The organism is Corynebacterium sp. ACRQP (assembly GCF_022345915.1).
GTDB lineage: Bacteria > Actinomycetota > Actinomycetes > Mycobacteriales > Mycobacteriaceae > Corynebacterium > Corynebacterium lehmanniae.
The window spans coordinates 16599-41497 of the sequence record NZ_JAKRMZ010000013.1; the positions used below are offsets into that span (position 1 = coordinate 16599).

At 66.5% G+C, this 24899-nt stretch carries 22 protein-coding genes; 8 read left to right on the forward strand and 14 right to left on the reverse strand.

Annotated elements, in window-relative coordinates; translation table 11 throughout:
- Positions 1-9: 9 nt before the first annotated feature.
- The 3 genes from MHY23_RS06500 to MHY23_RS06510 are packed head-to-tail and all read left to right on the forward strand — an operon-like array spanning position 10 to position 4011.
- Complete coding sequence (locus tag MHY23_RS06500; RefSeq protein WP_239306887.1) at positions 10-591, forward strand: hypothetical protein; 582 nt, start codon at positions 10-12, stop codon at positions 589-591.
- 10 nt (positions 592-601) lie between these two features.
- Complete coding sequence (gene treY, locus MHY23_RS06505) at positions 602-2959, forward strand: malto-oligosyltrehalose synthase (protein ID WP_239306888.1); 2358 nt, start codon at positions 602-604, stop codon at positions 2957-2959.
- A gap of 14 nt (positions 2960-2973) precedes the next feature.
- Positions 2974-4011 carry a GTP pyrophosphokinase family protein gene (locus MHY23_RS06510; protein WP_239306889.1) on the forward strand — a complete coding sequence of 346 codons (1038 nt, stop codon included), beginning with the start codon at positions 2974-2976 and terminating at the stop codon, positions 4009-4011.
- 1 nt (position 4012) lies between these two features.
- Here MHY23_RS06510 and MHY23_RS06515 read toward each other — a convergent pair whose 3' ends face one another.
- The 4 genes from MHY23_RS06515 to ilvA are packed head-to-tail and all read right to left on the reverse strand — an operon-like array spanning position 4013 to position 6594.
- Positions 4013-4381 (reverse strand): RNA-binding S4 domain-containing protein, encoded by a 369-nt coding sequence (locus tag MHY23_RS06515; protein WP_181889609.1) that lies wholly within the window; start codon positions 4379-4381, stop codon positions 4013-4015.
- A gap of 16 nt (positions 4382-4397) precedes the next feature.
- A complete protein-coding gene (locus tag MHY23_RS06520; protein WP_181888708.1) occupies positions 4398-4631 on the reverse strand; it encodes a hypothetical protein in 234 nt (77 codons plus the stop codon).
- A 19-nt stretch (positions 4632-4650) separates the two neighbouring features.
- Positions 4651-5292 (reverse strand): YigZ family protein, encoded by a 642-nt coding sequence (locus MHY23_RS06525; RefSeq protein WP_181888709.1) that lies wholly within the window; start codon positions 5290-5292, stop codon positions 4651-4653.
- Positions 5293-6594, reverse strand: a complete 1302-nt coding sequence (gene ilvA / locus MHY23_RS06530) for a threonine ammonia-lyase IlvA (protein WP_239306890.1) — start codon at positions 6592-6594, stop codon at positions 5293-5295.
- 126 nt (positions 6595-6720) lie between these two features.
- On the opposite strand from ilvA, the gene MHY23_RS06535 reads away from it, so the two are divergent.
- The 3 genes from MHY23_RS06535 to MHY23_RS06545 all read left to right on the forward strand — a co-directional run bounded on the left by MHY23_RS06535 (position 6721) and on the right by MHY23_RS06545 (position 9808).
- Complete coding sequence (locus MHY23_RS06535) at positions 6721-8571, forward strand: choice-of-anchor I family protein (protein WP_239306891.1); 1851 nt, start codon at positions 6721-6723, stop codon at positions 8569-8571.
- Positions 8572-8725: 154 nt separating this feature from the next.
- Positions 8726-9265, forward strand: coding sequence for a hypothetical protein (locus MHY23_RS06540; protein ID WP_239306892.1), 540 nt, complete (start codon positions 8726-8728; stop codon positions 9263-9265).
- Positions 9266-9301: 36 nt separating this feature from the next.
- Entirely contained in the window at positions 9302-9808 is a 507-nt protein-coding gene (locus tag MHY23_RS06545; protein WP_239306893.1) for a hypothetical protein, read from the forward strand.
- A gap of 73 nt (positions 9809-9881) precedes the next feature.
- Here MHY23_RS06545 and dnaE read toward each other — a convergent pair whose 3' ends face one another.
- The 7 genes from dnaE to lspA all read right to left on the reverse strand — a co-directional run bounded on the left by dnaE (position 9882) and on the right by lspA (position 19200).
- The gene (dnaE, locus tag MHY23_RS06550) at positions 9882-13442 is read right to left on the reverse strand and encodes a DNA polymerase III subunit alpha (RefSeq protein WP_239306894.1); all 3561 of its coding nucleotides are present in this window, start codon (positions 13440-13442) and stop codon (positions 9882-9884) included.
- Positions 13443-13499: 57 nt separating this feature from the next.
- Positions 13500-14768: an ABC transporter permease gene (locus MHY23_RS06555; protein ID WP_239306895.1), complete on the reverse strand. Its 1269-nt coding sequence runs from the start codon at positions 14766-14768 to the stop codon at positions 13500-13502.
- Entirely contained in the window at positions 14769-15506 is a 738-nt protein-coding gene (locus MHY23_RS06560) for an ABC transporter ATP-binding protein (RefSeq protein WP_370645825.1), read from the reverse strand. It abuts the gene before it with no gap.
- The gene (locus MHY23_RS06565) at positions 15507-17162 is read right to left on the reverse strand and encodes an efflux RND transporter periplasmic adaptor subunit (RefSeq protein WP_239306896.1); all 1656 of its coding nucleotides are present in this window, start codon (positions 17160-17162) and stop codon (positions 15507-15509) included.
- 114 nt (positions 17163-17276) lie between these two features.
- On the reverse strand, positions 17277-17771 hold the full coding sequence (locus MHY23_RS06570; RefSeq protein ID WP_239306897.1) for a hypothetical protein: 495 nt from the start codon (positions 17769-17771) through the stop codon (positions 17277-17279).
- Positions 17772-18653 carry an RluA family pseudouridine synthase gene (locus MHY23_RS06575; RefSeq protein WP_255713928.1) on the reverse strand — a complete coding sequence of 294 codons (882 nt, stop codon included), beginning with the start codon at positions 18651-18653 and terminating at the stop codon, positions 17772-17774.
- Positions 18654-18690: 37 nt separating this feature from the next.
- Positions 18691-19200, reverse strand: a complete 510-nt coding sequence (gene lspA, locus MHY23_RS06580) for a signal peptidase II (protein ID WP_239306899.1) — start codon at positions 19198-19200, stop codon at positions 18691-18693.
- Positions 19201-19272: 72 nt separating this feature from the next.
- Here lspA and MHY23_RS06585 point away from each other — a divergent pair, with 72 nt between their 5' ends.
- Positions 19273-20211: a hypothetical protein gene (locus tag MHY23_RS06585; protein ID WP_239306900.1), complete on the forward strand. Its 939-nt coding sequence runs from the start codon at positions 19273-19275 to the stop codon at positions 20209-20211.
- On the opposite strand, the gene MHY23_RS06590 is transcribed toward MHY23_RS06585, so the two are convergent.
- A complete protein-coding gene (locus MHY23_RS06590; RefSeq protein WP_239306901.1) occupies positions 20208-20786 on the reverse strand; it encodes a hypothetical protein in 579 nt (192 codons plus the stop codon). The two genes, MHY23_RS06585 and MHY23_RS06590, sit on opposite strands and share 4 nt — an antisense overlap.
- Before the next feature lie 74 nt (positions 20787-20860).
- Between MHY23_RS06590 and MHY23_RS06595 the strand changes: the two genes are divergently transcribed.
- A complete protein-coding gene (locus tag MHY23_RS06595) occupies positions 20861-21751 on the forward strand; it encodes an asparaginase (RefSeq protein WP_239306902.1) in 891 nt (296 codons plus the stop codon).
- Here the strand turns inward: MHY23_RS06595 and MHY23_RS06600 are convergent.
- On the reverse strand, positions 21740-23122 hold the full coding sequence (locus MHY23_RS06600) for a DNA polymerase IV (protein ID WP_239306903.1): 1383 nt from the start codon (positions 23120-23122) through the stop codon (positions 21740-21742). The two genes, MHY23_RS06595 and MHY23_RS06600, sit on opposite strands and share 12 nt — an antisense overlap.
- Positions 23123-23165: 43 nt before the next feature.
- Complete coding sequence (locus tag MHY23_RS06605; RefSeq protein WP_239306904.1) at positions 23166-24464, reverse strand: HNH endonuclease signature motif containing protein; 1299 nt, start codon at positions 24462-24464, stop codon at positions 23166-23168.
- Positions 24465-24899: the final 435 nt, after the last annotated feature.

Below are 24899 nucleotides of genomic sequence, written 5' to 3' on the forward strand. Positions count from 1 at the left end.
TAAGTAGCCATGCAGCTTCTTCAACCAGCACCCGTATCCGCCACGGCGGTCACCTTGCGGCTTGCACGTTTGGACAGCGCGGAAACCCGCGCGTGCATCGCCGCCGGCTTCGGCGCCTCCACCGCATTCATCAGCCTGTCGCCCGGCCTGGTGTGCGTGTTCGACTCTCCCACCGCCACCGGGCTGACGCACCAGGAGGTCGGCGCCGCGGGCGTGAGTGCCCACCAGCTGTGGAACGCCGCGGCGGCCCAGCTGGTCTCGCGCGCGCAGCGCGAGCACGGCGTGGAGTTTCTAGTGCGCTGCCCCAGCGCCGCGCTGGACTTTGAGACGCTCCCGCGCGGCTTCGAGGTGGACGGCCACGGCGCCCCCGCTGCCTGGTGGCTTGCCCACCCGCAGCCGTTTACCCTGCTGCACCGCCACTTCGAGGCCGTGCTGCGTCCGGAGACTGGGCTGACCTACGCCACCCGCGACGGGCGCGAGCTGTTCGTCTTCGACGCTCACGCCGAGGATGTGGCGCGGTGCCTGCCCGGCGCGGACGTGCTGAGCTACTCCGTGGGCTTTCCCCTGCTGTACGGCGACCAATCCCGCTAGGGTGTGGGGCGTGAAGCGCCCGATCACCTCCACCTACCGCCTGCAGCTGCGCGGCCCGCACGCGGATCCGCACGGCCGCGAGTTCGGCTTCGCCCAGGCCGCCGAGCTCGTGCCCTACCTGGCCGAGCTCGGGGTCTCGCACCTCTACCTCTCCCCGATCTTCGCCTCCGCGCCGGAGTCCAACCACAACTACGACGTGATCGACCCGACCGTGGTCAACCCGGAGCTCGGCGGCATTGACGGGCTGCGCCTGCTCGCCCGCGCCGCCCACGACGCCGGGCTGGGTCTGGTGGTGGACATCGTGCCCAACCACCTCGGCGTGGAGGTGCCGCGGCGCAACCGGTGGTGGTGGGACGTGCTGAAACACGGCCGGGCCTCGGACTTCGCGCACTTCTTCGACATCGACTGGGCCGATGACAACGGCGCGGGCGGCAAGATCGCGCTGCCGGTCCTCGGCGCACCAAGCGACACGGATGCGCTGAAGCTGGAACACATCGACGGCGAGGACGTGCTCACCTACTACGACCACGTCTTCCCGCTCGCCCCCGGCAGCTACGCGGGGCTTTCCGACGACCCTGCCGCCGTGCACGAGAGACAGCACTACCGCCTGGAGTTTTGGCGCGACGGCATCATCACCTACCGCCGTTTCTTCTCCATCAACGGCCTGGCCGGCGTGCGCCAGGAAGACGAGGACGTCTTCAACGCCACCCACGCCTGCCTTAGGGAACTTGTGGGCGAGGGGCTTATCGACGGCGTCCGCGTCGACCACCCCGACGGCCTGACCGACCCGTTCGGCTACCTCACTCGTCTTCGCGAGCTCATCGGCCAGGACACCTGGCTGATCGTGGAGAAAATCCTCGCCGCGGACGAGCCCCTGGACCCGCGCCTGAACATCCACGGCACCACCGGCTACGACGCGCTGCGCGAGTTCGACGGCGTCTTCGTCGATGCCGGCGCGGCGGACAGGCTTGGCGAGCTGGCGCGTGAGTACTCGGGCTCCGCCTGGGACGCCGACGCGGTGGAGGCAGCCGAGTGGGAGCTCAAGGCCCGCATCGCCGAGGAGGAACTCGCCGCGGAGGTGCGCAGGCTCGCCCGCGCCGTACGCCGCGACAGCCGCGCAGATACCGAGCTTGCCGAACTCACCGAGGTGCTAGTGGCGCTGGTGTCGCGCATGCCGGTCTACCGCGCCGACTACCGCTCCCTGTCGCGGGTCACCGCAACACTCATCGCGCAACTGGCAGAACTCGGGCACAACCCGGCCGCGCTGGACACGGTCGCCGCAGCGCTCGCCGCCCGCGGCGAGGCCGCCCACCGCTTCGCCCAGGTCTGCGGCGCGGTGATGGCCAAGGGCGTGGAGGACACCCTGTTCTACCGCGCGTGCCGCCTGGTGGCGCTGCAGGAAGTCGGCGGCGCGCCGGGGCGTGCCGGGGTGAGCCAGGCCGAGTTCCACCTGCTGCAGGAGGAGCGTGCCTCGCTGTGGCCGCGCACCATGACCGCGTTGACCACCCACGACACCAAGCGCAGCGAGGACACCCGCGCCCGCATGCTCGAGATCGCGGAGCTGCCCGACGAGTTCGCCCGACTGGTCCGCGACGTGTTCGCGCTGACCCCGCCGCCGGACGAGGCCACCGGGTACTTCCTCATCCAGAACATCCTCGGTGCCTGGCCGCGAGACGGCCGCGCAACCCAAGCATTCACCCAGCGCCTGAAGGCCTACGCCGTCAAGGCCGCGCGCGAGGCGGACCGGTTGACCAGCTGGTACGACAACAACGAAGCGTTCGAGGCCGAGCTGACAGGCTGGGTCGCCCGCCTCACCGACGGCCCCGCCACAGCCCTGCTCGCCGACTTCGCCCGCGAACTCGACCGCGGCGGTGTGGCCGTCTCCCTCGGCCGCAAACTCCTGCAGCTCGTCGGCCCCGGCATCCCGGACATCTACCAGGGCACCGAATTCCTCGACTTCTCGCTGGTGGACCCGGACAACCGCCGCTTCGTCGACTACCAGGCGCTTGGTGCTGGTGAGGGGGCACCGGAGGACGTCGATAAGCAGCGCATTGTGCGCGCCGCCATGCACCTGCGACGCGAGCGCCCGCAGCTCTTCCTCGAAGGCGGCTACCGCGCGATCTTCGCCGCCGGTCCCGCGCGCGAGCATGCGGTGGGCATGGTGCGCACACTTGACGACGCACCACAGGTCATCGCCGTAGCCACCCGCACCCCACTCGCCTTAGAGCGCGCCGGCGGCTGGCGCGGCACCACCCTCACACTACCCGAGGGCACCTGGACGGACCGGCTGACCGGGCGGGAATACTCCGGCACGGTGGAAATGGCGCAGCTGTGCGCCGAACTGCCCGCAGTGCTTCTGACCATGTAAGCTAACCCGCCGTTATGAGCACAGCAAAGCCCGCGAAGCCCCGGAACAAGGCGATGGACGACACCATCGCCCGCCTCGGGTCGACCTACTTTGCCTGGATGCGCGAACACGAGGACGCCGCGACGACGTTTAGGCACGCACTGCACGAACTCATGCGCGACGCCGGCATCAACTTCGACCGCGTGGACGCGCGCGTGAAGTCCTGGACCTCGCTGAAGGAAAAGGCGCGCAAGACGCGCGACGACGGCGAAATGGTCTACCCCGACCCGTGGCACGACATCAAGGACATCATCGGCGCGCGCATCACGGTGCTGCACTCCACCGAAATCCCGGCCGTGCAGCGCCTGCTCGCGGACCAGTTCGAGGTGCTGCGCAGCGTGGACAAGGCCGAGGAAACACGCGTGGCCGGCGGCTTCGGCTACGGCTCCCACCACATGATCATGCGTGTCCAGGAGCAGTCCGAAGGGCTGGAAGAGTACGTCGGCCAAGTCTTCGAGGTGCAGATCCGCACCGTGCTGCAGCACGCCTGGGCGGAGTTCGAGCACGACATCCGTTACAAGCGCGCCACCAAGGACCTGGACCCGCAGGTGGACCGCGCCTTCACCCTGGCGGCGGGCCTGATCGAACTGGCGGACCAGCAGTTCGACCAGATCGCCGCGCTGGCGAACCCGGAGGACCCGGCCGACAAGGTCAACACCGAAGTGGACGCGGAGATTTCGCCCGAGACCTTGCCAGGCATCCTCACCGTCCTGCTGGGCAACCAGTTCCCGCTCTCACGCGCCGGCGACTACCGCTTCTGCACCGAACTTCTGCGCGCCCACGGCATGGAGCACGTCTCCGACGTCGCGGAGCTGACCAACCCGGCGGACATCGAGGCGATCTCGAACTCGCTGTCCTACCCCTTCGTGCCGGGCCAGGTACGCATTGTCGACGACCTGCTGCTCAACCGCTACGGCACCGAGCACATCGAGCGCACCTGGGACGCCGGCAACCGCCCGCAGGTGCGGCGCAAGCGCCTGACCAGCCGTTTGGGTCTGCTGCGCGGCGAGTAGGTCAGCTGCGCCGGCCCATCAGCCGGTCGATCTCGCGGCGCTCCTTCTTCGTCGGCCTGCCGGTGCCGCGGTCGCGCACCGGCGGGGCGGCGAACAGTTCGCGCGGCGGGGGCGGCGGCGAGTGGTCGATGTAGCAGGAGCGGGCAACGGGCGCACCGACGCGCTTGCTCACCGTCGCGGCCACCTCGAGGATGTACTCGCGGTGGTCCTTCCACACGCGCACAGTCTCCCCCGGCACGACCTGCTGGGCGGGCTTGACGGCCTTGCCGTCGATTTTCACGTGCCCGGCGCGCACCGCGTCCGCGGCTTGGCTGCGGGTTTTGAAGATGCGCACGGCCCACAGCCAGGCGTCGATGCGCACCGCCGCCATGGTTGGCTGGGTCAAGCTAGTACTGGTCCTTGTGGTTGACGATTCGCTGCACCTTGTTCCAGTTGGTGAACCCGCCGGCGACAGCCACGACGAGGCCGAGGAACAGGAAGGTCCAGGAGCTGAAGATAAGGCCGAACGCGATGCCTCCGGCCACGCCGCCGCCGGCCCACAGGACGGCGTTGCGGGAGTACTGGCGCACGGCGGCCTTGCGCTGTGCGATCGGGTCATTGGGGCGCGGCTGCATCGTCATGAGGCCTAAGTGTAGCGCCTTACGCGCCGCGTTCGACCCAGCGGTAGCCGGCCTCTTTCATCTCGGCGCCGCCGTGGGTGACGGCGGCGAGCAGCGCGTCCACACGCTCGCGCTCCCCCGGTGCGAACGCCAGGGTGTAGGCGGCGGCGCGTCCGTATTCCACGTCCACGACGTCGATGCCCGCGGTGCGCAGCTCGGATTCGATGCGGCCGGCTTCGGCGTGCGGGAAGTCCACGGTGCCCAGCTCGCGGACCTCGCGCGTGACGCGGGTGACCTGCTCGAGCGTGTCGGCCACGGATTCTGTGTAGGCGCTGACCAGCCCGCCGGTGCCGAGCTTGATGCCGCCGAAGTACCGGATCGCAACCGCCACCACGTCTTGCATGCCGGAGCCTTTAAGCACCTCCAACATGGGTTTGCCGGCGGTGCCGGAGGGCTCGCCGTCGTCGGAGGAGCGCTCGATGGGCTGCGCGCCGTCTTGGTGCACGATGAACGCGGAGCAGTGGTGGCGCGCGTCCGGGTACTCCTCGCGCGCGGCGGCGATCACCGCACGCGCTTCTTCTTCAGTGGTCGCGCGGGCGACCCAGCCGATGAAGCGGGAGCGCTTGACCTCGAACTCGTGGGTGACCAGCTCCGCCGCGGGGCGTACGTATGCCTGCTCCATCTAGCCCGCCACGATGTAGTCGTACTCCGGCGTGCCCGGCTCCAGGCGGCGGCAACCGATCGGCGAATCCTCCATGCGCTCCAGCAGCGGGCCTAAGTCCTCGGCGTGGGCGAGCTCGATGCCCACGAGCGCGGCGCCGGTTTCTCGGTTGTTCTTTTTCAGGTACTCGAACAACACAATGTCGTCTTCCTCGCCCAGGATGTCGTTGAGGAAGTGGCGCAGCTGGCCTGCCTCCTGCGGGAAGTTGACCAAGAAGTAGTGGCGCAGCCCCCGGTGCACCATGGAGCGCTCCATCACCTCGGCGTAGCGCAGCACGTCGTTGTTGCCGCCGGAGATGATGCACACCACGGTCGAGCCGGGCGCCAGCTCCCCCAGCCCCAGGCCGGCCACGGACAGCGCGCCGGCGGGCTCGGCGATGATGCCTTCGTTTTGGTACAGCCCGAGCATCTCCGTGCACACGGCACCCTCGTCCGCGGTATAGAGCTCGGTGGCGTCGCGGTGCGCGTTGAAGACCTGCCACGGGATCTCGCCGATGCGCTTGACCGCGGCGCCGTCCACGAACGGGTCGATGGTCCCCAGGGTGACGGGCTCGCCGGCCTCGCGCGCTGCGCCTAACGACGCCGCGCCTATCGGCTCCACCCCAACCACCTTCGTCGCAGGCGACATGTCGGCGAGGTAGGACAGCACGCCGGAGAGAAGCCCGCCGCCGCCCACCGGCACCAGCACCGTGTCCAGCTCTTTGCCCAGGCTGGCTAGCTGCGCCACGATCTCGGCGGCGACGGTGCCCTGGCCGACGACGGTGTCGCGGGAATCGAACGGCTCAATCACTGTCGCCCCGCGTGCCGCGGCGTCCTCGCGGGCGGCCTGCGCGGCCTCATCGAACGTGTTGCCCGTGACCACAAGCTCGATGGCGTCGCCGCCGTGGACGCGGATGCGGTCGCGCTTCTGCTTCGGGGTGGGCTTGGGCACGAAAATCTTGCCCTGGATGCCCATCGCGCGGCAGGCGTAGGCCACGCCCTGGGCGTGGTTGCCTGCGGACGCCGCCACCACCCCGGTGGCGCGGGCCTCCTCGCCCAAGCGGGAGATGCCGTAGTAGGCGCCGCGAATCTTGTACGAGCGCACGTCCTGCAGGTCCTCGCGCTTGAGGTAGACCTCCACGCCGTACTGCTGCGACAGGCGCGGGCAGTACTGCAGCGGGGTCGGCGAAATCACCGATGAGATCCGGCCCTGCGCGAACCGGATGTCGGCTGCGTGGACTTCCTCGAAGGCGGAGTCGGACGTGTTCGGTGTGGCTGTGCGCATGGTTAGCGAGTCTACAACTGCCCCGCTCGTTCACTCCCCCTTCACCTCGCCGTTACTTCGTGCCCACCTTCAGGCTGTACACAAGAACGCGTACTCGTTTTTGCAGCGTCCCCGAAAGGTCCACCCATGTCTGGAAACCGTATGTCCCGCACCGGCCTCGCCGCCGCGTGCGCTACTGCCCTCACCCTCGGCCTTGTCTCCCCGGCAACCGCCGCCGTTGTTGCGGAGCCGGTGAAGGACCTTGCCGACGGCGCCACCGCCGATATCTCTGTGCTGGGTTCCTACGGTGCGGGCGCGTTTAATGAGTCCGCCGCCGAAATCGTCGCCTTCCACGCCGACTCCAAGCGCATCCTCACCGTCAACGCGCTGTCCGGCAAGATCGACGTCCTCGACGCGGCAGACCCCGCCAAGCCCACCAAGGTCGGCGAGGTCTCCGGCGGCGAGAACACCACCATCAACTCCGTCGCAGTGCGTAACGACGGCCTCGCGGTCGCCGCCGTCGAGCCAGAGAACAAAACCGACGCCGGTGAGCTGATCTTCTTCGACGCCGGCGCCGAGAAGCCCGGCACCGTGCTTGGCCGCGTGGGCGTCGGTGCCCTGCCGGACATGGTGACCATCACCCCGGAGGGCGACTACGCGCTGGTGGCGAACGAGGGCGAGCCTGCTGAGGATTACTCGGTTGATCCGGAGGGCAGCGTATCCGTCGTAAAGCTTCCTGCTTCTGTTGAGGCCGCAACGCAGGCCGACGTGCGCACCGCAGACTTCCGCGCCTTCGAGGGCACCCTGGCGGACAAGGGCGTGCACATCTACGGCCAGGTGGGCGCCTCCACCACGGAGGCGCAGAACCTCGAGCCGGAGTACATCGCCGTCGCAGGCGGCAAGGCATACGTGACGCTGCAGGAGAACAACGCCGTCGCCGTGGTGGACATCGCCTCTGCCACCGTCGAAGATGTGTGGCCGCTGGGCTACACCGACCGCCGCGAGGTGCCGATGGACATCTCCGACAAGGACGGCAAGATCAACATCCGCACAGCGCCGGTCAAGGGCATCCTGCAGCCGGACTCCATCGCCGCCTACGAGGTCGACGGCACTACCTACCTGGTCACGGCCAACGAGGGCGACGCGCGCGACTGGGAGGCCTACTCCGAGGAAGAGCGCATCAAGAAGCTGGGCGGCAAGAAGCTGGCCCCGATCTGCGAGGGCTACGCGGGCATGACCGCCGACGAAATCGAAGAGTTCCAGGCCGACGAGAACGCGGGCCGGTTGAAGATCACCACCGCATTCGGCCTGAATGAGGAGAAGAACTGCTACGAGGACCTCTACACCTACGGCGGCCGCAGCTTCTCCATCTTCACCGCGGACGGCAAGCGCGTGTTCGACTCCGGCGCTGAGTTCGAGGAAATCACCGCGAAAATTCTTCCGGAGTACTTCAACACCAACCACACGGACAACGAGTTCGAGTCCCGCTCCGATGACAAGGGCCCAGAGCCGGAGGGCGTCACGCTCGGCGAGATCAACGGCCGCACCTACGCCTTCATCGGCTTCGAGCGCCTCGGCGGCGTGATGGTCTACGACATCACCGACCCGGCGAAGCCGGCCTACACCGCCTACATCAACAACCGCGACTTCTCCATCAACATGGAAGAGCTCGCAGAAGAGGGCGACGACGCCGTGAAGGCCGGTCTGGAGAAGGTCGGTGACTTGGGCGCCGAGGGCCTCACCTTCGTCCCGGCGAAGGATTCCCCGAACGGCGAGAACCTTCTCATCGTGGGCAACGAGGTCTCCGGCACCACCACCGTGTTCCAGGTGGACTCCCTCATTGAGGCACCCGCCGAGCCCGCACAGCCGGGCACGAATGGTGAGGGCAGCTCCCTTTCCAAGGGCGGTGTGATTGCCATCGCACTTGCTGCCGTGGCCCTTGTCATGGGCGCACTCGGCGCACTGGGCAACGTTGTGAACTCGATGTTTGCCAAGTAAACCCAAAGCGGCGGCCGACTGTTGTCCATGAAATTAACGCCGCCGCTTCACTACATTTTTAACGATAAACCTGCTAGGTTCATCGGGGTGTCATGTCGGGCACAGCGCCCACATCGACTGTTTTGGATCTTCTACGAGGAGAATTAGAGAACATATGAAGCGTATTTCCACCGCAGCCGTGGCTGCCGCTACCGCCCTGTCCCTGGCCACCGTCCCGGCTATGGCTCAGGAGAACACCGCAGCTGCAACCACCACCCCGGCTGCAGCCACCACCTCCCCGGCAGCCACCACCTCCCCGGCAGCCACCACTCCGTCCCAGCCGTCTGAGACCACCACGCCGGCTACCACCCAGCCGTCCCAGCCGTCTGAGACCACCACCCCGGCAACCACTGAGCCGTCTCAGCCGTCTGAGACCACCACCCCGGCAACCACCCAGCCGTCTCAGCCGACGACCACCACCACGAAGCCGCAGCAGCAGAAGCAGAGCTCCGGTTCCTCCCAGGGCACCCTGGTCGGCATCTTCTCCGGCACCCTCGGTGCCGTGCTGACCACCTCGTTGATCGTGTTCTCCGACCCGCGTGGCGCGAACAAGATCATCGACATGGTCAACGCTCAGTTCGGTCTGGGTCTGCCGCACCTGCACACCCCGAAGGTTGAGCTGCCCAACTTCCAGCTCCCGAACCTCCCCTTCTAGCCAATCCGCTCTCTTTCGCCTGAGGAAGGTCAATCAATGAAGTCCCGTTTCGTAGCCGTGTCTTTCGCGGCAACCGCAATCGCAGCCGGCTCCCTCGCGGGTGCCGCAGCCGCCGCCGAAGCTGATACTTCGACGACGACCACGTCCACCACTGCCGAGCCGTCCACCACGGCTACGCAGGATTCCAAGACGACCACCACGGCGCCCTCTACGACCAACGAGCCGGCCCCCACCAAGAAGTCCCCGGCGGTGGTTGAGCCGTCCGGCACCGCCACCACCCCGGCTACTACCACTACGCCGGCCACCACGACGGCCACCACCAAGGTGACCGGCCCCGACGCCCTGACCAATACCACGACGCCGACCTACACCCCGCCGGCATGGCTGCAGCCGTCCTCCTACGAGGAGCAGGCGCTCGAAGTGATCGGCAAGATCTCGCTCTGGGTCACTGCACTCGCAGCAGCGATCAGCTCCCTGATGGTGGTTGTGGGCGCTGTCCCGGGCCTGAAGGAAAACCTCAAGCAGCTGACGGGCAAGAACTAAGAGCCTGTAGCACAAACGCGAAGCCCGCCCGGTTTTACACCGGACGGGCTTTCCGCTTCTCTAGGGCCAGGCGCTAGCCCAAGATCCCGGCGCCCAGGGTCGCCTTCAAGTCACCCATCAAACTGGCTGAGCGGTTCACACGCAGGTGGTCGCCCAGAATCATCAGCTGGCTATGTTCGCCGTTGACGAGATTCAAATAGACGTCGGAGTCGCCGGCGTTGTTCACCAGCACCCCCTTGAGTTTTGCGATGTTTTCCGCGGTGCACTGGTCCGTGCGCATAGTCAACCGCAGCGGCAGGCCCGCACCGTTTCCGGGGCCAAGCTCGGGCACCTTCACGTCGTCACCGAATAGGCTCATGCGGTCGTCGCGGATGGACACGTGCGCCTTGACCAGGATGATGTTGTCCTCCACGATCTGCGGCGCGACCAGCGCGTACACTTTGTTGAACAGCAGCACATCCACCTGCGCGCCGTGGTGGTCCTCGATGGTCACAATCGCCCACGGCGAGCCGTCCTTCTTGGAGAAACGGCGGTCCACGGTGGAAATCAGGCCGCCGATGGTCACCTCTGCCCCGTTGCGCATCTCTCCGGAGAGGATGGTGGTCAGCTGGGTATCCGTCTGCGCGTCGATAGCTTCCTCGAAGCCGTCGAGCGGGTGTCCGGAGACATACAGGCCAAGCATCTCCCGCTCGAGTGCGAGTTTGTGTTTGCGGTCCCATTCATCGTCGGGCACTTCGATGGTGAACGCGGAGTTGTCGGCACCGTCTTCCCCACCGAAACCGGCGAAGAGGTCGAACTGCCCCTTGTCCGCCGCCTTCTTTGTGGCGAGGACGGAGTCGACGGCGTCTTCCTGGATGAGCATCAGCCCCTTGCGCGGGTGCTCCAGCGAGTCGAACGCGCCGGCCTTGATCAGCGATTCTGTGATTCGCTTGTTGCAGGCCGCCAGCTCGATCTTGTCCAGGTAGTCGGAGAAGCTGGTGAACGCTCCTTTTTCCTTTCTGGTCTTCTTGATGGACTCCACCACTTCCACGCCGACGTTGCGCACGGCGGCAAGCCCGTAGCGGATGTCGTCGCCGACAGCCATGAAGTTCTCTTCGGACTCATTGATGTCCGGCTGCAGCACGCTAATGCCCAGGTGACGGCAATCCGACAGGTAGATCGCGGACTTGTCCTTCTTGTCGCCCACGGAGGTCAAAAGCGCAGCCATGTACTCAGCGGCGTAGTTCGCCTTCATGTAGGCCGTCCAGTAGGACACCAGCGCATAACCTGCGGCGTGGGACTTGTTGAACGCGTACGACGCGAACGGCTCGATGGTGCCCCACAGCGCGTCCACGGCCTCCTTGGAGTAGCCGTTGGAGAACATGCCGGCGGAAAACGTCTCGTACTGCTTCGCAAGCACCTCCGGCTTCTTCTTACCCATGGCCTTGCGGAAGCCGTCTGCTTGGCCGGCCGTGTAGTTCGCCACCTTCTGCGAGATGTTCATGATCTGCTCTTGGTAGACGATCAGGCCGTAGGTTTCGTCCAGGATCTCCTTGAGCGGCTCTTCCAGCTCCGGGTGGATCGGCGTGATCGGCTTGCGCCCGTTTTTGCGGTCCGCGTAATCCCAGTGGGCGTTCACACCCATCGGGCCCGGGCGGTACAACGCCAGCGACGCGACAATATCGTTGAAGCCGGTCGGCTTCATGCGTTTGAGCAGCTCCTGCATGCCGCCGGAATCCAGCTGGAACACGCCCAGGGTCTCGCCGCGTGAAAGCAGCTCGTAGACTGCCTGGTCGTCGGTGTCCAACGCCTCGAGGTCGATGGTTTCGCCGCGGTTTTTCTTCACGTTCTCCAGCGCGTCGCCGAGCACGGTGAGGTTGCGCAGCCCCAGGAAGTCCATCTTCAGCAGGCCGATGGCCTCGCACGCCGGGTAGTCCCAGCCGGTGATGATCGCCCCGTCGGCCGGGCGCTTCCACATCGGGATGTGCTCCATCAGCGGCACCGACGCCATAATCACCGCGCACGCGTGCACGCCCGCCTGGCGCACCACGCCCTCGAGACCGCGCGCCGTCTCATAAATCTTGGCCACGTCCGGATCCGTCTCAATCAGCGAGCGGACCTCCGCGGCCTCGGTGTAGCGCTCGTGCTCCGGGTCGGTGATGCCGGACAGCGGAATGTCCTTCGCCATGATCGCCGGCGGCAGCGCGCCGTTGATGCGGTCCGCCATTTGGAAGCCAGGCTGGCCGAAGTTCACCTTCGCCGAGTCCTTAATCGCCTGCTTCGTCTTCACCGTGCCGAAGGTGATCACCTGGGCGATCTTGTCCTCGCCCCAGCGCTCGGCGGCGTAGGTGATCATCTCGCCGCGGCGGCGGTCGTCGAAGTCGATATCGATATCCGGAGCGGACGGGCGCTCCGGGTTCAGGAATCGCTCGAAGAGCAGGCCGTGCTCCATCGGGTCGATGTTGGTGATCGTCAGCGCATACGCGACCAGGGAACCCGCCGCGGAACCACGGCCCGGACCGACGCGGATGCCGATCTCGCGGGCGTGCTTAATCAGCTCCGCCACGATGAGGAAATACGACGGGTAGCCCTTCATGTCAATGACGTCGATCTCGTAGCTCGCGCGCGTGAGGTACTCCTCCGGCACCTCTCCCCCGTCGAAGCGATCCTCCAGCCCGCGCTGGACTTCCTCGCGCAGCCACGTGGTCGGCGTGTGCCCCTCCGGCACATCGGCGATCGGCATACGGTCGTGCGGGTGCTCCTCCCACAGCTCGCCGTAGTCGCCGACGCGCTCCGCGATCCACAAGGTGTTGTCGCAACCGTCCGGCACCGTGGAATCCCATAGCTCGCGCATCTGCTCCGCAGACTTGATGTAGTAGCCGGTGCCGTCAAACTTGAAGCGGTCCGGATCGAGCAGCGTCTTGCCGGTCTGCACGCACAGCATCGCCTCGTGCGCCGGCGCCTGGGACTCGAGCACGTAGTGGCAGTCGTTGGTCACCAGCGGCGGCAGATCCAGAGCCTGGCCGATGCGCAGCAGGTCCTCGCGCACGCGCCGCTCGATGTGCAGGCCGTGGTCCATCAGTTCCAGGAAGTAGTTGTCCTTGCCGTAGATGTCCTGCCACATCGCCGCGGCCTCCAGCGCCGAGTCGTACTGGCCCAGGCGCAGGCGCGTCTGCACGTCGCCCGACGGGCAGCCCGTGGTGGCGATGATGCCGTCCGCGTGCTCCGCAATCAGCTCCGCGTCCATGCGTGGCCACTTACCCAGCTGCCCCTCGTAGGAGGCCAACGACGACAGCTTGAACAGGTTGCGCAAGCCCGTCGCGTTTTCCGCCAACATCGTCTGGTGCAGGTACGCGCCGGACGCGGAAACGTCGTCACGCTTCTGATCCGGGGTGCCCCACAGCACGCGCTTCTTGTTGAAGCGGGACTCAGGGGCCATGTACGCCTCGATGCCGATGATCGGCTTGACCCCGGCATCCACCATGCGCCGGTAAAACGCGTTCGAGCCGAACATGTTGCCGTGGTCGGTCATGCCCACCGCGGGCATGCCCTGGCGCACCACTTCGTCGGCGAGCATGTCCACCTTCGCCATGCCGTCCAGCATGGAAAATTCGGTGTGGTTATGCAGGTGCACGAAGGAGGATTTTTTGGCCATGCGGCTCATCTTAGACGGCGCGCCGACACGCGCGAATCCCCTCGAAAACCAGTGCGGTTACTCGTACCGGAGGGCGTCGATAGGCTGCATCTTCGCCGCCTTCGAGGCGGGGTACGCGCCGAAGAACACGCCTGTGGCGAGCGAGAACAGCAGCGCGAAAATCACGGCGCTCAGCGGCGGCCACGTCAAGTCCAGCACCGCGGAGCTTGCGATCATGCCGATCGCGCCGCCGAGGATCACACCGATGATGCCGCCGATGAGGCAGACCAGCATCGCCTCGACGATGAACTGCACACGGATGTCATTCTGCGTCGCACCCAGGGCCTTGCGCACACCGATCTCGCGGGTGCGCTCGGTGACCGTGATGAGCATGATGTTCATCACGCCGATGCCGCCGACGAGCAGCGAGATGCCGCCGATGGCGGACAGCACCGTGGACAGCGTGCGGAAGATCGTGGTCAGGCCCTCCAGGCTCGCGGAGATGTCGAAAACCTCAGCCTCGTAGTTCTCGTTGCCTGCGTACTTGCGGTCCAGGTAGGACTGCAAATCGTTGCGGAAGACCTCCGGGTCTTCTTCAGGAGAGGAGCGCACGCTAAACGACGGCGTCCAGCTGGCGTCCACCCCTACCCTGTCAGCCGCGGTGGCCGGAATGAAGATCTCCGCGGCTGCGGACTGCCCGAACGCGGGGTCCTTCTCCGCCCGCTCCAGCACACCGACGATGGTGAACACGCTGGTGGTGCCGTCCACGTCCACGTCGAAGCGGGAGCCGAGGGCGGCGGCAGAATCGCCGTCGAAAAGCGCCTCGACAAGCTCCGGCGAGACCACCGCGACGGGGCGGCGGCCGTCGAGCATGTCCTGCGTGATGCCGCGCCCGTACTGCACCTTCAGGCTGCGCAGGTCTAGCGAGCCGGTCAGCGCGGGGTTGATGCCGACGGAGACGGAATCGTCGCCGGTGCTGGCCTCGCCCTGGCCGGAGACGTCGATGTCCACGCCGCGGATCCGGTCGCCGAATGTGGAGGACAGGTCGTTGAGGTCGTCCAAGCTCATGCCGTCGCGCTCCTCCGACGGTGGGGCCATGCCGAAGCCCGCGAACGGGTCGTCGCTGCCCTCGCCCTCCTCGGGGCGCTCGTGGATCATGACCGGGTAGGTGGTGGTTCCGGCGTCTTCGAGGCCGCCCATGACGTCGTTTTCCAGGGCGCGGCCGAGCGTCATAATGATGATCACGGCCATGATGCCGATGATGATTCCCAGGAGTGTCAGCAGCGAGCGCAGCTTGTTCGTGTTCAGGCTGGACATGGCCAGCCGCATGGATTCGCGGATGTTCATCTAGCTCGCCCCTCCCGGTTGACGCACGCCGGCGATGCGGCCGTCCATCATTTCCACCACGCGTCCGGTCTCTTCGGCGAGCTCCGGGTTGTGGGTAATGAACACGATGGCCTTGCCCAAGTCCTGGTTCAGCTCGTGGAACAGGTCCATCACCATGCGGCCGGTCTTCGAGTCCAGCGCGCCTGTGGGCTCGTCCGCGAGAAGCAGATCCGGGTCGTTGGCCAGGCTGCGCGCGATGGCCACGCGCTGCTTCTGGCCGCCGGAAAGCTCGTTCGGATTGTGGTGCAGGCGGTCGCCCATGCCCATCCGGTCCAGCAGCTCGGCGGCGCGCTCGTCGCGCTCCTTGCGCTCCACACCGGCGTACATCATGGGCATGGCCACGTTCTGCAGCGCGTCCATGCGCCCGATCAGGTTGAAGTTCTGGAAGATGAAGCCGATGTTCTTGCTGCGGTAGGACGCGAGCTCTTTGTCTTCCTTGGCGTAGACCGGCTCGCCGTTGAAGGCGTAGGCACCCTCCGTGGGCCTATCCAGCATGCCGATCAGGTTCATCAACGTGGACTTGCCGCAGCCGGACGGGCCGACGATGGAGACGAACTCGCCCTGGTCGGCGTAGAAGTCCACCCCGTGCAGCACCGTCAGTTCGCTGGGTTCGCCCTCGTTGTAGGTTTTGACCACATTGCGCATGTCGATGAGCAGGCCGGAATCGGCCATGCCGCCGTGCTTGGAAGCCTCCGTCATCTACTGCTGCCCCTCGGCGGCCTCGGCGGCACGACGGGTGCTGGTGACCGTCACCGTGGCCGTGGTGCGCTCTTTCTTCTCCCGCGCCTGACGCACCTGGTCCGGGTTGAAGTTCGGGTCCGTGATCTCCACGCTCTCGCCAAGGCGGCCCTGGTACTCATCCGGCCAGTTGATCACGATGTCGCCCGGCTTGAGCTCGCCGCCGGTGACTGCGACGTCCACGTCGTTGGAGGCGCCGGTCTTCACCTTGCGCTCCTCGACGGTGCCGGATGTGGCGTCGTCGCCGTCCGTGGCCAGCACGAGCACCTTCTGGTCGTTGTCCTCGCCGTAGACGGCGTCCAGCGGCACGTTCAGCGCGTCCTTCGCCTCGGCGGTGATGATCTCCGCTCGGGCGGAACCGCCGAGCAGCAGGCCTTCCTTGTCGCCGGTGACCTCGATCTCCACCGGGAAGGTCACCTCGCTGGACTTGTTGTTGCCCTGCTGCGGCATACCTTGCATCGGGTTCTGGTTGCCGCTGGCAACGGAATCGGACGCCGGCGCGATACGGGTGACGCGGCCCTTAAACGTCTTCTTGCCGGTGGCGGTGGTGGTGAACTCCACCCGGTCGCCCTCCTTGACGTTGGGGACGTCCGACTCGCGCACGTCGGTGCGGATGACCAAGCGGGAGTCATCCGCGATGGTGAGCAGCTTGCCCTGCGGGATGTCGCCCTCGCGCACGTCCACGCTGGTAACCAGGCCCGCCATCGGGGCGTAGATGGTGGATTCGCGCACCTGGTACTCCAGGGTGCCGTCACCGTCGCCGAGCTGGGCAGTTTCCGCCTGGCGCGTGGCGGAATCCAGCTGCGCCTGCAGCTGGTTACCCTCCTGCGCCGCCGCGGACCGCGCCGCAGCTAGGCCCGCCTGCGCGTCCTGCAGCGCGGCCCTGGCCTCTTCGACGCTCAAGCCCGCGCCCACGGCCGCGCCGCCGCCAGCACCGCCGCCAGCGTTCTCTCCCGTCAGCTGCGCGAGCTGCTCGGGGCTCAGCTGTCCAGGCTGGCCGGGCTGCTCCGGAGCCGGCGCGGCCGGCGCTGCCGGTGGCTCCGGTGGCTGCGGCGCGGCCGGGGGCGCTGTCCTGATGCCGAGGTTCGAGGAAATGCCGCCGGCTGCGTGCTCGACGGCCGCGATGCCGCGGTTGACAATGCGGGCTCCGCCGTTCGCGGCCACGGCCGCGTCGTACGCCGCCTGCGCCTGGTTGACCTGCGCCTGGGCGGCACGGATGGCCTCGTTAGTGCCGTTGTTCACGCTCTCCTGGTGGGCGTTAAGCGCCGCGCGGGCCTGGTCCACCTGCGCTTGGGCGTCCGCCTGCGCGTTGGCCTGCTGCTTTTGCTGGACCTCCAGCTGGCGTTCCAACTGCTCCGAGTTCATGGATGCCAGGAACTGCTGCGGCTGCACACGGTCGCCCGCCTTGACTGCCACCTTTTCCACCTCGGACTGCACCGGGGTGGAGATGTTCACGGAGCGGATCGGCTCGATCGTGCCGTTGACCACAACGCTGTCGGATACGCCTTCGTTGGTGGCCACGGTGTAGTCGCCGGGGTTCAGGCCCGCCCCCTCGGCACCGTCGTCGCTGCCGCCGCCGAATCCGCAAGCGCCGAGGAAGAGTGCGGAGGTTGTCACCAACGCAAGCCCTGCTCGGGTAAGACGCTTGTGTCCGGTTGAGTTTTCGGTAGAGGAAGTCAAGAGCTCTCCTTGCCTAAAGGTGCAAAACGGGCCTGCGTACAACTCCGCAAACTATACACCCCAACGTGTCGCAGAAGGAGTGATGGAAAACGCTCCCCACACCGCATCCGCTGGCAGCATTTCCACAGCCAGGACCGTGTCCGTGGCGTTAATCCGCTCTAGTTGCGTGCGCGGGGCAAACACTACTGCTCCGGCGATTGGGGAGGTGGTGGCGGACCGGAGGACGTCGATACGCATTTTGCCTATCGACGCCTCCGGGACCACCACCGGAGCCACCCCCGGAACCACCAGCGCGCTCACGCGCGGGGCGGGCTCGAGTGCCGCGGCAGCATCGTCGGGGTCAAGCGGCCGGTCGAAGGTGACCAACGCGAAGGAGGCCTCATCGTGGTCGAGAGTTGCGGCGGCGCGCTGGACGTACTGCTGCGCGGTCTCCCCCTCCTCCGGGCCGAGCTGGTCTCCTTGCAGCACTGGCGGGGCGGGCGGGTTGGCCTCGCCGACGAGCCAGAACCCGGCCACGAGCGCGAGCACCAGGGCGAGTGCGCGCATCTAGCCGTTCCGCACTTTATCCAGCGCTGTGCGCAGATCCTTCGGGTACTCGGAGGAGACCTCCATGTACTCGCCGGTGCGCGGGTGGGTAAAGCCCAGCTTGGTGGCGTGCAGCCACTGGCGCTTCAGGCCCAGCTCCTTGGCCAGGTTCGGGTCGGAGCCGTACATGGGGTCGCCCACGCAGGGATGCCCCACCGAGGACATGTGCACGCGGATCTGGTGTGTGCGCCCGGTTTCGAGGTGGATGTCCAAAAGACTCGCGCGGCGGAATGCCTCGATGACGCTGTAGTGGGTCACGCTCGGGCGGCCGTCCTGGGTGACGGCGAACTTCCAGCCTGCAGACGGGTGGCGCGCAATCGGCGCGTCAATGGTGCCCTCGATCGGATCCGGCAGCCCCTGGACCAGCGCGTGGTAGGTCTTGTCCACCGTGCGCTCCTTGAAGGCGCGCTTGAGCACGGAGTAGGCGGGCACGCTCGCCGCCACGATCATCACGCCGGAGGTGCCCACGTCCAAGCGTTGCACAATGCCCTGGCGCTCCGGGGGCCCGGCGTCCGGCAGGGTAAAGCCCATCGCCTGCAAACCTCCCACCACGTCCGGGCCTTCCCAGCCCAGCGTGGGGTGCGCGGCCACGCCCACCGGTTTGTCCACGGCGATCACGTCCGCGTCCTGGTAGAGGATCTCCAGTCCCTCCACCAGCTCGGTCACCGGCTGCGGGGCGCGCTTCGGCTCAGGCAGGGTGACTTCCAGCATCGCGCCTGTGGCGACGCGGTCGGACTTTTGGGCGGCAGCTCCGTCGACATGCACATCGCCCTCCGCCGCCATCTCGGAGGCGACGGAGCGCGACACACCGAAGAGTTTGGCGATCGCCGCGTCCACCCGCATGCCCTCAAGCCCCTCCGGCACGGGCAGGGCCCTGAACTCACCGCCCACGTTCGCCTCCCTTCATCTCCGCCGCGAGCGTGCCCAAAATGAACACCACCACCCCGACGGTGATCGACGCATCGGCCAAGTTGAACACCGCGAAGTTTCCTACGGAGATGTAGTCCACCACGTGGCCGAACCAGAATCCGGGGTCCCGGAACAACCGGTCTGTCAGGTTGCCCAGCGCGCCCCCGGCCACCAGCGCCAGGCCCAGCGCCTCCCACTTCGAGGTCATGCGCGGCCCGAACCACAGCGCACCCAGCACGAAAGCCAGCTGGATCGCGGTGAACAACCAGGTGAGGTTCTCCCCCATGGAAAACGCCGCGCCGGAGTTGAACAGCAGGTAGAAGCGGAACCAGTCCCCGATCACCGGCTGCGGAACGCCGGGCTCCAGCCAGTTCAGCATCAGCTGCTTGACCAGCTGGTCCACGGCTCCGACCGCGAGCATGACGGCCACCACCAGCCCGAGGTAGCGCGGGGTGCGTTGTGCTGTCGTGTCCTGCTTCATCGCCGAACCACTTTAGCCGGTCGTACGCAGCCTGCCTGTATTCCGCTGCGCGGGCCAGGTAGCTTTTGAAGAATGTTCCGCACCCTCCGCAGTATTGCCGCCGCCGCCACGCTCACCCTCGCGCTCACCGCCTGCTCCTCCGCCGAGGACGATCCGGTGGCTGGGGTGCCGGCATTTCCTATCGACGCCCCGTCGGTCACCCTGGTCAACCCCGGCGAGAACCCGGAAGAGGTGCGTTACTCCCCTGACGCGGAGTGGGACACCGCGGTCGCCGTGTCCGCCGGCGTGGACCAGCACGTCGCTGCCCCGGGCGAGGCCGAGGTCGCGGATGCGCCCGCCGGCGGCAACGTGAACAAAACCACCCTGCCGCTGACGGTGACCGCCGGCGAAGCCCCGGCCCCGGAGGGCGACGAGGAGGACGCAGATTCCCGCATCGACTTCGTGGTCGGCTCCGGCAAGCACTCCGACCTGGATATCGGCCAGGACGTCGCCGCTTCCGAGGGGTTCCGCATGAGCTGGCGCGCCGACGACACCGGCCGCATCTCCACCCTGAAACTGCTCGCGCCCGCCGACGCGCCGCAGCGCGGCCTTCAGCTTGTCGAGCCCACCCTCATCGCGCTCATCAACAACTCCGTCGTCTTCCCCGACGAGCCCATCGGTCCCGGCGCGACCTGGACCGTGGAAGGCCGCGTCGCGGGCGACACCGCAATGACGCGCACCACCACCTACACGCTGGTCTCCCGCGACGGCGACACGCTGACGCTGGACACGAAGGTTGAGGAGCACCCCCAGAACAACAACGTCACCATCGACGGCCCCGGCGAGCTCGAGGGCGAAAGCGTGCAGGTGGATTTCTCCCGCACCACCTCCGAGGGCCAGATCGTGGTGGACCTGTCGCGTCCGCTGCCGGTGTCCGGCCAGACCGCCTGGACCACCCGCCTAATCTACGGCGGAGACGACAAAGCGCGGGTGGTCCAAGACATCACCCGCGCTGTGCAGTACGGCGCTTAGAGCGCCGGCGCTTCGGCCGGTGCTTCGGCCGGCGGCTGCTCGGCCGGCGCCTCGGGGGCTGCCGGCGCACCGGTGTTGCACATGTCCGGCACCTGCTCCGGGGGCAGCGTGTTGCTGACCAGGAAGCAGGCCCAACTCTTGGAGATCTTCCAGTTGCCTTCCTCGTTGATGAACTCCACGTCCTCCGCCAGCTGGGACTCAGCGTCCGGGCGGGTGAAGTTCACGGTGGCGAGCACGGAGTTGGCGGTGTAGCCCGGCAACACCGGGTCGACCACCTGGAAGTTCGCGCCGGATTCCTGCTGCGACTGCGTCATCAGGTCGAACAGCTCCGGCGTGGTCTCGCCGCCCTGCACGGTGTTCGCTCGCTCGGCGATCGGCAGGTTCGGGTCGGCAGCGCGCTGCAGCACGGCGTTGAGCTCTTCCGCCGTCGGCATTTCGGCCACCGGGGCGGCCTCGGAGGAGGCCGCCTGGGATGCGGCGGTAGTTTCAGTCGTGTCCGAATCCTCGGAGCAGGCCGTCAGGCTCAGCGCAAGCCCCGCGACAGCTGCGGCTGCGACAAGTTTCGGTGTTTTCACGTGTTCTCCTTGCGTAGCGTAAATCTCTCGCTTCACGTTACTGCACACCCGCAACTTTCTGGCACTCTGTGTGCATGAACGTGTTAGTCATCTCAACCGGCGGCACGATCGCCTCCACTGCAAACGCCCGCGGCGCGCTCGTGCCCACCCTCACTGGCGAGGAACTCGTCGACCGCTGCGGCACCACGCGCCGAGTGCGCGCCATCGACGTGGCCAGCCTCGATTCCTCGTCCATGGGCTTGGCTGAGATCGACATGTTGCGCGAAACCGTGCGCACTTCGCTTCTCGACGACTCCGCCTCCCTCGTCATCACCCACGGCACCGACTCCATGGCCGAAACCGCCCTCGCGCTGGACCTTGTCCACGCCGACCCCCGCCCCGTAGTACTCACCGGCGCGATGCGCTCCGCCGACCATGCGCACCCCGACGGGCCCGCCAACCTGCGCGGCGCGATCGAGGTGGCCGCCACCCGGCGCGACACCGGCGTGCTCGTCCACTTTGCCGGCGAGACCCTCCCGGCGCGCGGGTTGATGAAGACGCAAACCACCGCCGAGCACGCCTTCACTCTCACCAGCGGCTCGCCTCTGCCCCGCCCCATGTCGGTGCCTCCCGCGCCCCTGGCCGGGTTGAACATCCCTATCATCCGCGCGTGGGCCGGCGCCGACGACGCTCTCATCCGCGCGCTCGGGCCTATCGACGGGCTCGTCTTAGAAGCCCTCGGCTCCGGCAATGTGTCGGCGTGCATGGGCGGAGCCGTCGCAAAGCTGCTGCGTCGCGGGGTCCCTGTGGTTGTCGCCACGTCGGTGACCTACGGCGAGGTTTCGTTCGCGTACGGCGGGGCCGGCGGCGGCTCCACCCTCGGCGATCTTGGCGCGCTGCCCGCCGGCTACCTCAGCGCCGGCCAGGCCCGCATCGCGCTGGCCACCGCGCTGGCCAGCGGCGTGAACCCGAGCTCACTGTTGTGAGAACCAGTCCTCCCACGCCAGCGAATCCAACGGGTCCGCCTGCTGGAGCTGCGGGTCGTCCGCGCGCAGGCTCTTGATCCTGCCCGGCCCCGTCGCCCGCGTTTCAAACCGCACCGTCACCCAGCCCTTGCCGGCGCCCTGGACCCAGCCATGGCCGTACTCCGGGTGGTAGACGTCCTGGGTCGCGCGCCACACCCCCTGCTCCGGAGCGGTCTCCTGGTGCACCTCCGTGTCGAACTGCGTCTCATGGTCGCTCACCCCGGTTTCATAGTCCGCCGACACCGGCGCCGGCTTCACAATCGCCTGGTCCAGCTCCGGAAAGAGCACATCCTGCAACGTGTCCTCCAGCCCCGAGTACGACACTCCCACCAACCGGATCGGGCCCACCTCGTCCGGGTAGCGCACGATACGGAAGGCAGTGGCCAGCAGCGTCTCCGCGTCATCGGTGGCGTACGGCAGCGTCGCCGAACGCGACTCGATGCGGAAGTCCGCCATCCGCAGCTTCACCGTCACCGTGCGCGCCCCGCGGCCGTCCTTGCGCAGCCTGCGGTGCGACTCCGCAGCCGCCCGCTCCAACGCCGCGTCCACCTCCGGCGGGGTGGTCAGATCCTGCGGGTACGTGTGCTCCGAGGAGATCTGTTTCGACTCCGCCCTCGGCGCCACCGGCCGCTCGTCCACGCCCCGCGCCAACCACCACAGCTGCTTGCCCACCGCGCCGCCGATGGCGATGTCCAGCTCTTTCTCGCTGAGGTTGGCGAGGTCACCGATCGTTTCAATTCCGGCAGCGAGCAGCTTCGATTCCGTCACCGGGCCCACACCCCACAGCTCGTTGACCGGCATCGGGTGCAAAATCTCTAGCTGCCGATCGTGCGGGATGACGAACACCCCGTCCGGCTTTGCCCGGCCCGAACCGATCTTTGCGTATTGCTTTCCCGGACCGGCCCCGATCGAGCTGGGCAAGCCCGTCTCCTCTTTGATGGCTGCACGCAGCTCGTTCGACCACTGTTCCACATCCTCCGGGCTCGCCCCGACCAAATCTTCCGGCTCCATGAACGCCTCGTCGATGGACAGCTGCTCCACCACGCCCACGTGCCTGCCGATTACCTCGAACACCCGCCGCGACGCCGCCACGTAGACCGGCCTGCGCGGCGCCACTAGCACCGCCTTCGACCCCACCAGGCGCGCCGCCCGGTGCGTCGGCATCGCCGAGCGCGCCCCGTACTTGCGTGCCTCGTAGCTGGCGCCTGCGACCACGCCGCGGCCCGTTACTCCCGCCACCAGCACTGGGCGTCCTTTGAGCGTCGGCCGGGTCAGCTGCTCGCAGGAGGCGTAGAACGCATCCATGTCGATGTGCAGCACCCAGCGGTTCATGTCCACCACTGTGCACCACCGGGACCGCCTAGTTCCAATCTCCTCACCCGGCGAACGAATCTCCGGTGACGTACTCCATCCGCCTCGGCTGCTTTCGATTACGCGAGACGAACCGGGCACCGTTTTTGAACGTGAAGAACAAGTCGCTCCCCTGGCGCTCGATGGTGATCACTCCGTGGCTCACCTGGGAGTGGCAGCTCGAGCACAGCGGGATCAGGTTGTCCAAGTCGGTCATGCCTCCGTGCTCCCACTCCTTTATGTGGTGCATCTCTATGAAGCGCCTATGCGAACATCCAGGCATGGCGCACTGATACCCCCAGATCGCGAGCAGTGCCTGCACCTGGCCGTCTGTAGCGAACCTCCGCGAACGTCCGACGCGGATAGTCAGTCCCGTGTCATCCAGCAAGTGCAAACGCACCATCGCATTAGCGAGGTAGCTGCGCACGTCCTCAGAAGGTGCCGAGCGGTTCTCCGGCATCCAACACTGTCCGCTCTGACTCACCATGAGGTTGACCTGCACACCGGGGCTGCGAAGCGGACTCTTCGGGTTGGCGCGGACCATGTCGATCATCGACAACAAAGCCCCGTACACGTCCTGTTTTTCTGGAGGCCCGTAACGCGACACCGAACGCACGATGTCGTCCATAGTGATCTTCGTGCGCTTACGCGGAGCGCGGTCCTGCTCTGACGGGACGGCGTCTTCGGTGGCAGCTGCATCGTCGATAAGCTTCTGCACCTTCTCCGGATCCTGCAGATCATCCGGGTCCACATCCTCCAGACCGAAACTGGCCAACTGTGCCACCTTCAACGCAGTCAGAAGTTTTTGGCCGGCTACCGCGGGAAGCCTCGCCTCGAAGGCGAGCATGCCGTCATCGCACTCGCGGGCGCGAGCGAAAGGTTCAGTCGGGTCCTCCTCTTTGGGCCTTGCCCCGGCGAGCAAAAGCTGGAGATCAGCAAACGACATGCTCAGTGCTAGTTTGACGTGCTGTTCCTCGTTGTGCTCGTCCAAATACGGGAGAAGGAAGCGAACAGTCGAATACGGCATCACCCCTGATTCGAATGCGTCGTACAAACGCCTGAACTTCCTCAGCCCCCGTGCCACGCGCACATACTCGAACGCAGTGGCCTGCGGGAGGTTGAGCTCGCTGCGCAGCCACGTTGCCGTCGACTTCTCCCCGTACTGCTCCGCGAGCTCTTGTTCGTCGAACTGTCCCACCGCATCGAGCATTAGCGCCCGGTGGTGATTCGCCGACAACTGATTGCATTTGATCTGGTCCTCGAGCACCTCTGCCGACAGGCCACCCGTTCGACCTTCCGTCCGTTCGTCCACCGCAATTGTCATGGTTAATCCCCTCGCTCATGAACATTGACACCTTTATATAACGCTCATGTGTTCGAGTCAATGGCTCTGCGGAAAATGTCCACTGAAGTGGACAACGCATGCGTCTTAACTGATTTGGAATATCGAACATAGGAGTCATTAACTATGCAACTGCATAGTGAACACCCCGCCCCGCATACCCCGTGAGACTATGCCGTCGCATAGTGGGCGCCTCCCCAAAATCGGCTAGAAAAACTATGCAGCTGCATAGCCGACGCCACTCTCCAAGCGCCCCACCTGAACACCCCAAAAGACTATGCCGCTGCATAGTGGGTACCACCCCACAGTTGGTTAGAAAGACTATGCCACTGCATAGTGCCCAAAAACGATGGCCTATCCGCCCACCCCTGCTCAGCAGGCAAAAGGGCCCCACCCTGCACGAGTGAGGCCCCAGGT

Bases quoted from the DNA above. Each gene is read 5' to 3' on its own strand.
- MHY23_RS06500 (WP_239306887.1), top strand. From the start codon at position 10: ATGCAGCTTCTTCAACCAGCACCCGTATCCGCCACGGCGGTCACCTTG.
- MHY23_RS06510 (WP_239306889.1), top strand. From the start codon at position 2,974: ATGAGCACAGCAAAGCCCGCGAAGCCCCGGAACAAGGCGATGGACGAC.
- MHY23_RS06515 (WP_181889609.1), bottom strand. From the start codon at position 4,381: ATGGCGGCGGTGCGCATCGACGCCTGGCTGTGGGCCGTGCGCATCTTC.
- MHY23_RS06520 (WP_181888708.1), bottom strand. From the start codon at position 4,631: ATGACGATGCAGCCGCGCCCCAATGACCCGATCGCACAGCGCAAGGCC.
- MHY23_RS06525 (WP_181888709.1), bottom strand. From the start codon at position 5,292: ATGGAGCAGGCATACGTACGCCCCGCGGCGGAGCTGGTCACCCACGAG.
- ilvA (WP_239306890.1), bottom strand. From the start codon at position 6,594: ATGCGCACAGCCACACCGAACACGTCCGACTCCGCCTTCGAGGAAGTC.
- MHY23_RS06535 (WP_239306891.1), top strand. From the start codon at position 6,721: ATGTCTGGAAACCGTATGTCCCGCACCGGCCTCGCCGCCGCGTGCGCT.
- MHY23_RS06540 (WP_239306892.1), top strand. From the start codon at position 8,726: ATGAAGCGTATTTCCACCGCAGCCGTGGCTGCCGCTACCGCCCTGTCC.
- MHY23_RS06545 (WP_239306893.1), top strand. From the start codon at position 9,302: ATGAAGTCCCGTTTCGTAGCCGTGTCTTTCGCGGCAACCGCAATCGCA.
- dnaE (WP_239306894.1), bottom strand. From the start codon at position 13,442: ATGGCCAAAAAATCCTCCTTCGTGCACCTGCATAACCACACCGAATTT.
- MHY23_RS06555 (WP_239306895.1), bottom strand. From the start codon at position 14,768: ATGAACATCCGCGAATCCATGCGGCTGGCCATGTCCAGCCTGAACACG.
- MHY23_RS06560 (WP_370645825.1), bottom strand. From the start codon at position 15,506: ATGACGGAGGCTTCCAAGCACGGCGGCATGGCCGATTCCGGCCTGCTC.
- MHY23_RS06570 (WP_239306897.1), bottom strand. From the start codon at position 17,771: ATGCGCGCACTCGCCCTGGTGCTCGCGCTCGTGGCCGGGTTCTGGCTC.
- MHY23_RS06575 (WP_255713928.1), bottom strand. From the start codon at position 18,653: ATGCGGGTGGACGCGGCGATCGCCAAACTCTTCGGTGTGTCGCGCTCC.
- lspA (WP_239306899.1), bottom strand. From the start codon at position 19,200: ATGAAGCAGGACACGACAGCACAACGCACCCCGCGCTACCTCGGGCTG.
- MHY23_RS06585 (WP_239306900.1), top strand. From the start codon at position 19,273: ATGTTCCGCACCCTCCGCAGTATTGCCGCCGCCGCCACGCTCACCCTC.
- MHY23_RS06595 (WP_239306902.1), top strand. From the start codon at position 20,861: ATGAACGTGTTAGTCATCTCAACCGGCGGCACGATCGCCTCCACTGCA.
- MHY23_RS06600 (WP_239306903.1), bottom strand. From the start codon at position 23,122: ATGAACCGCTGGGTGCTGCACATCGACATGGATGCGTTCTACGCCTCC.
- MHY23_RS06605 (WP_239306904.1), bottom strand. From the start codon at position 24,464: ATGACAATTGCGGTGGACGAACGGACGGAAGGTCGAACGGGTGGCCTG.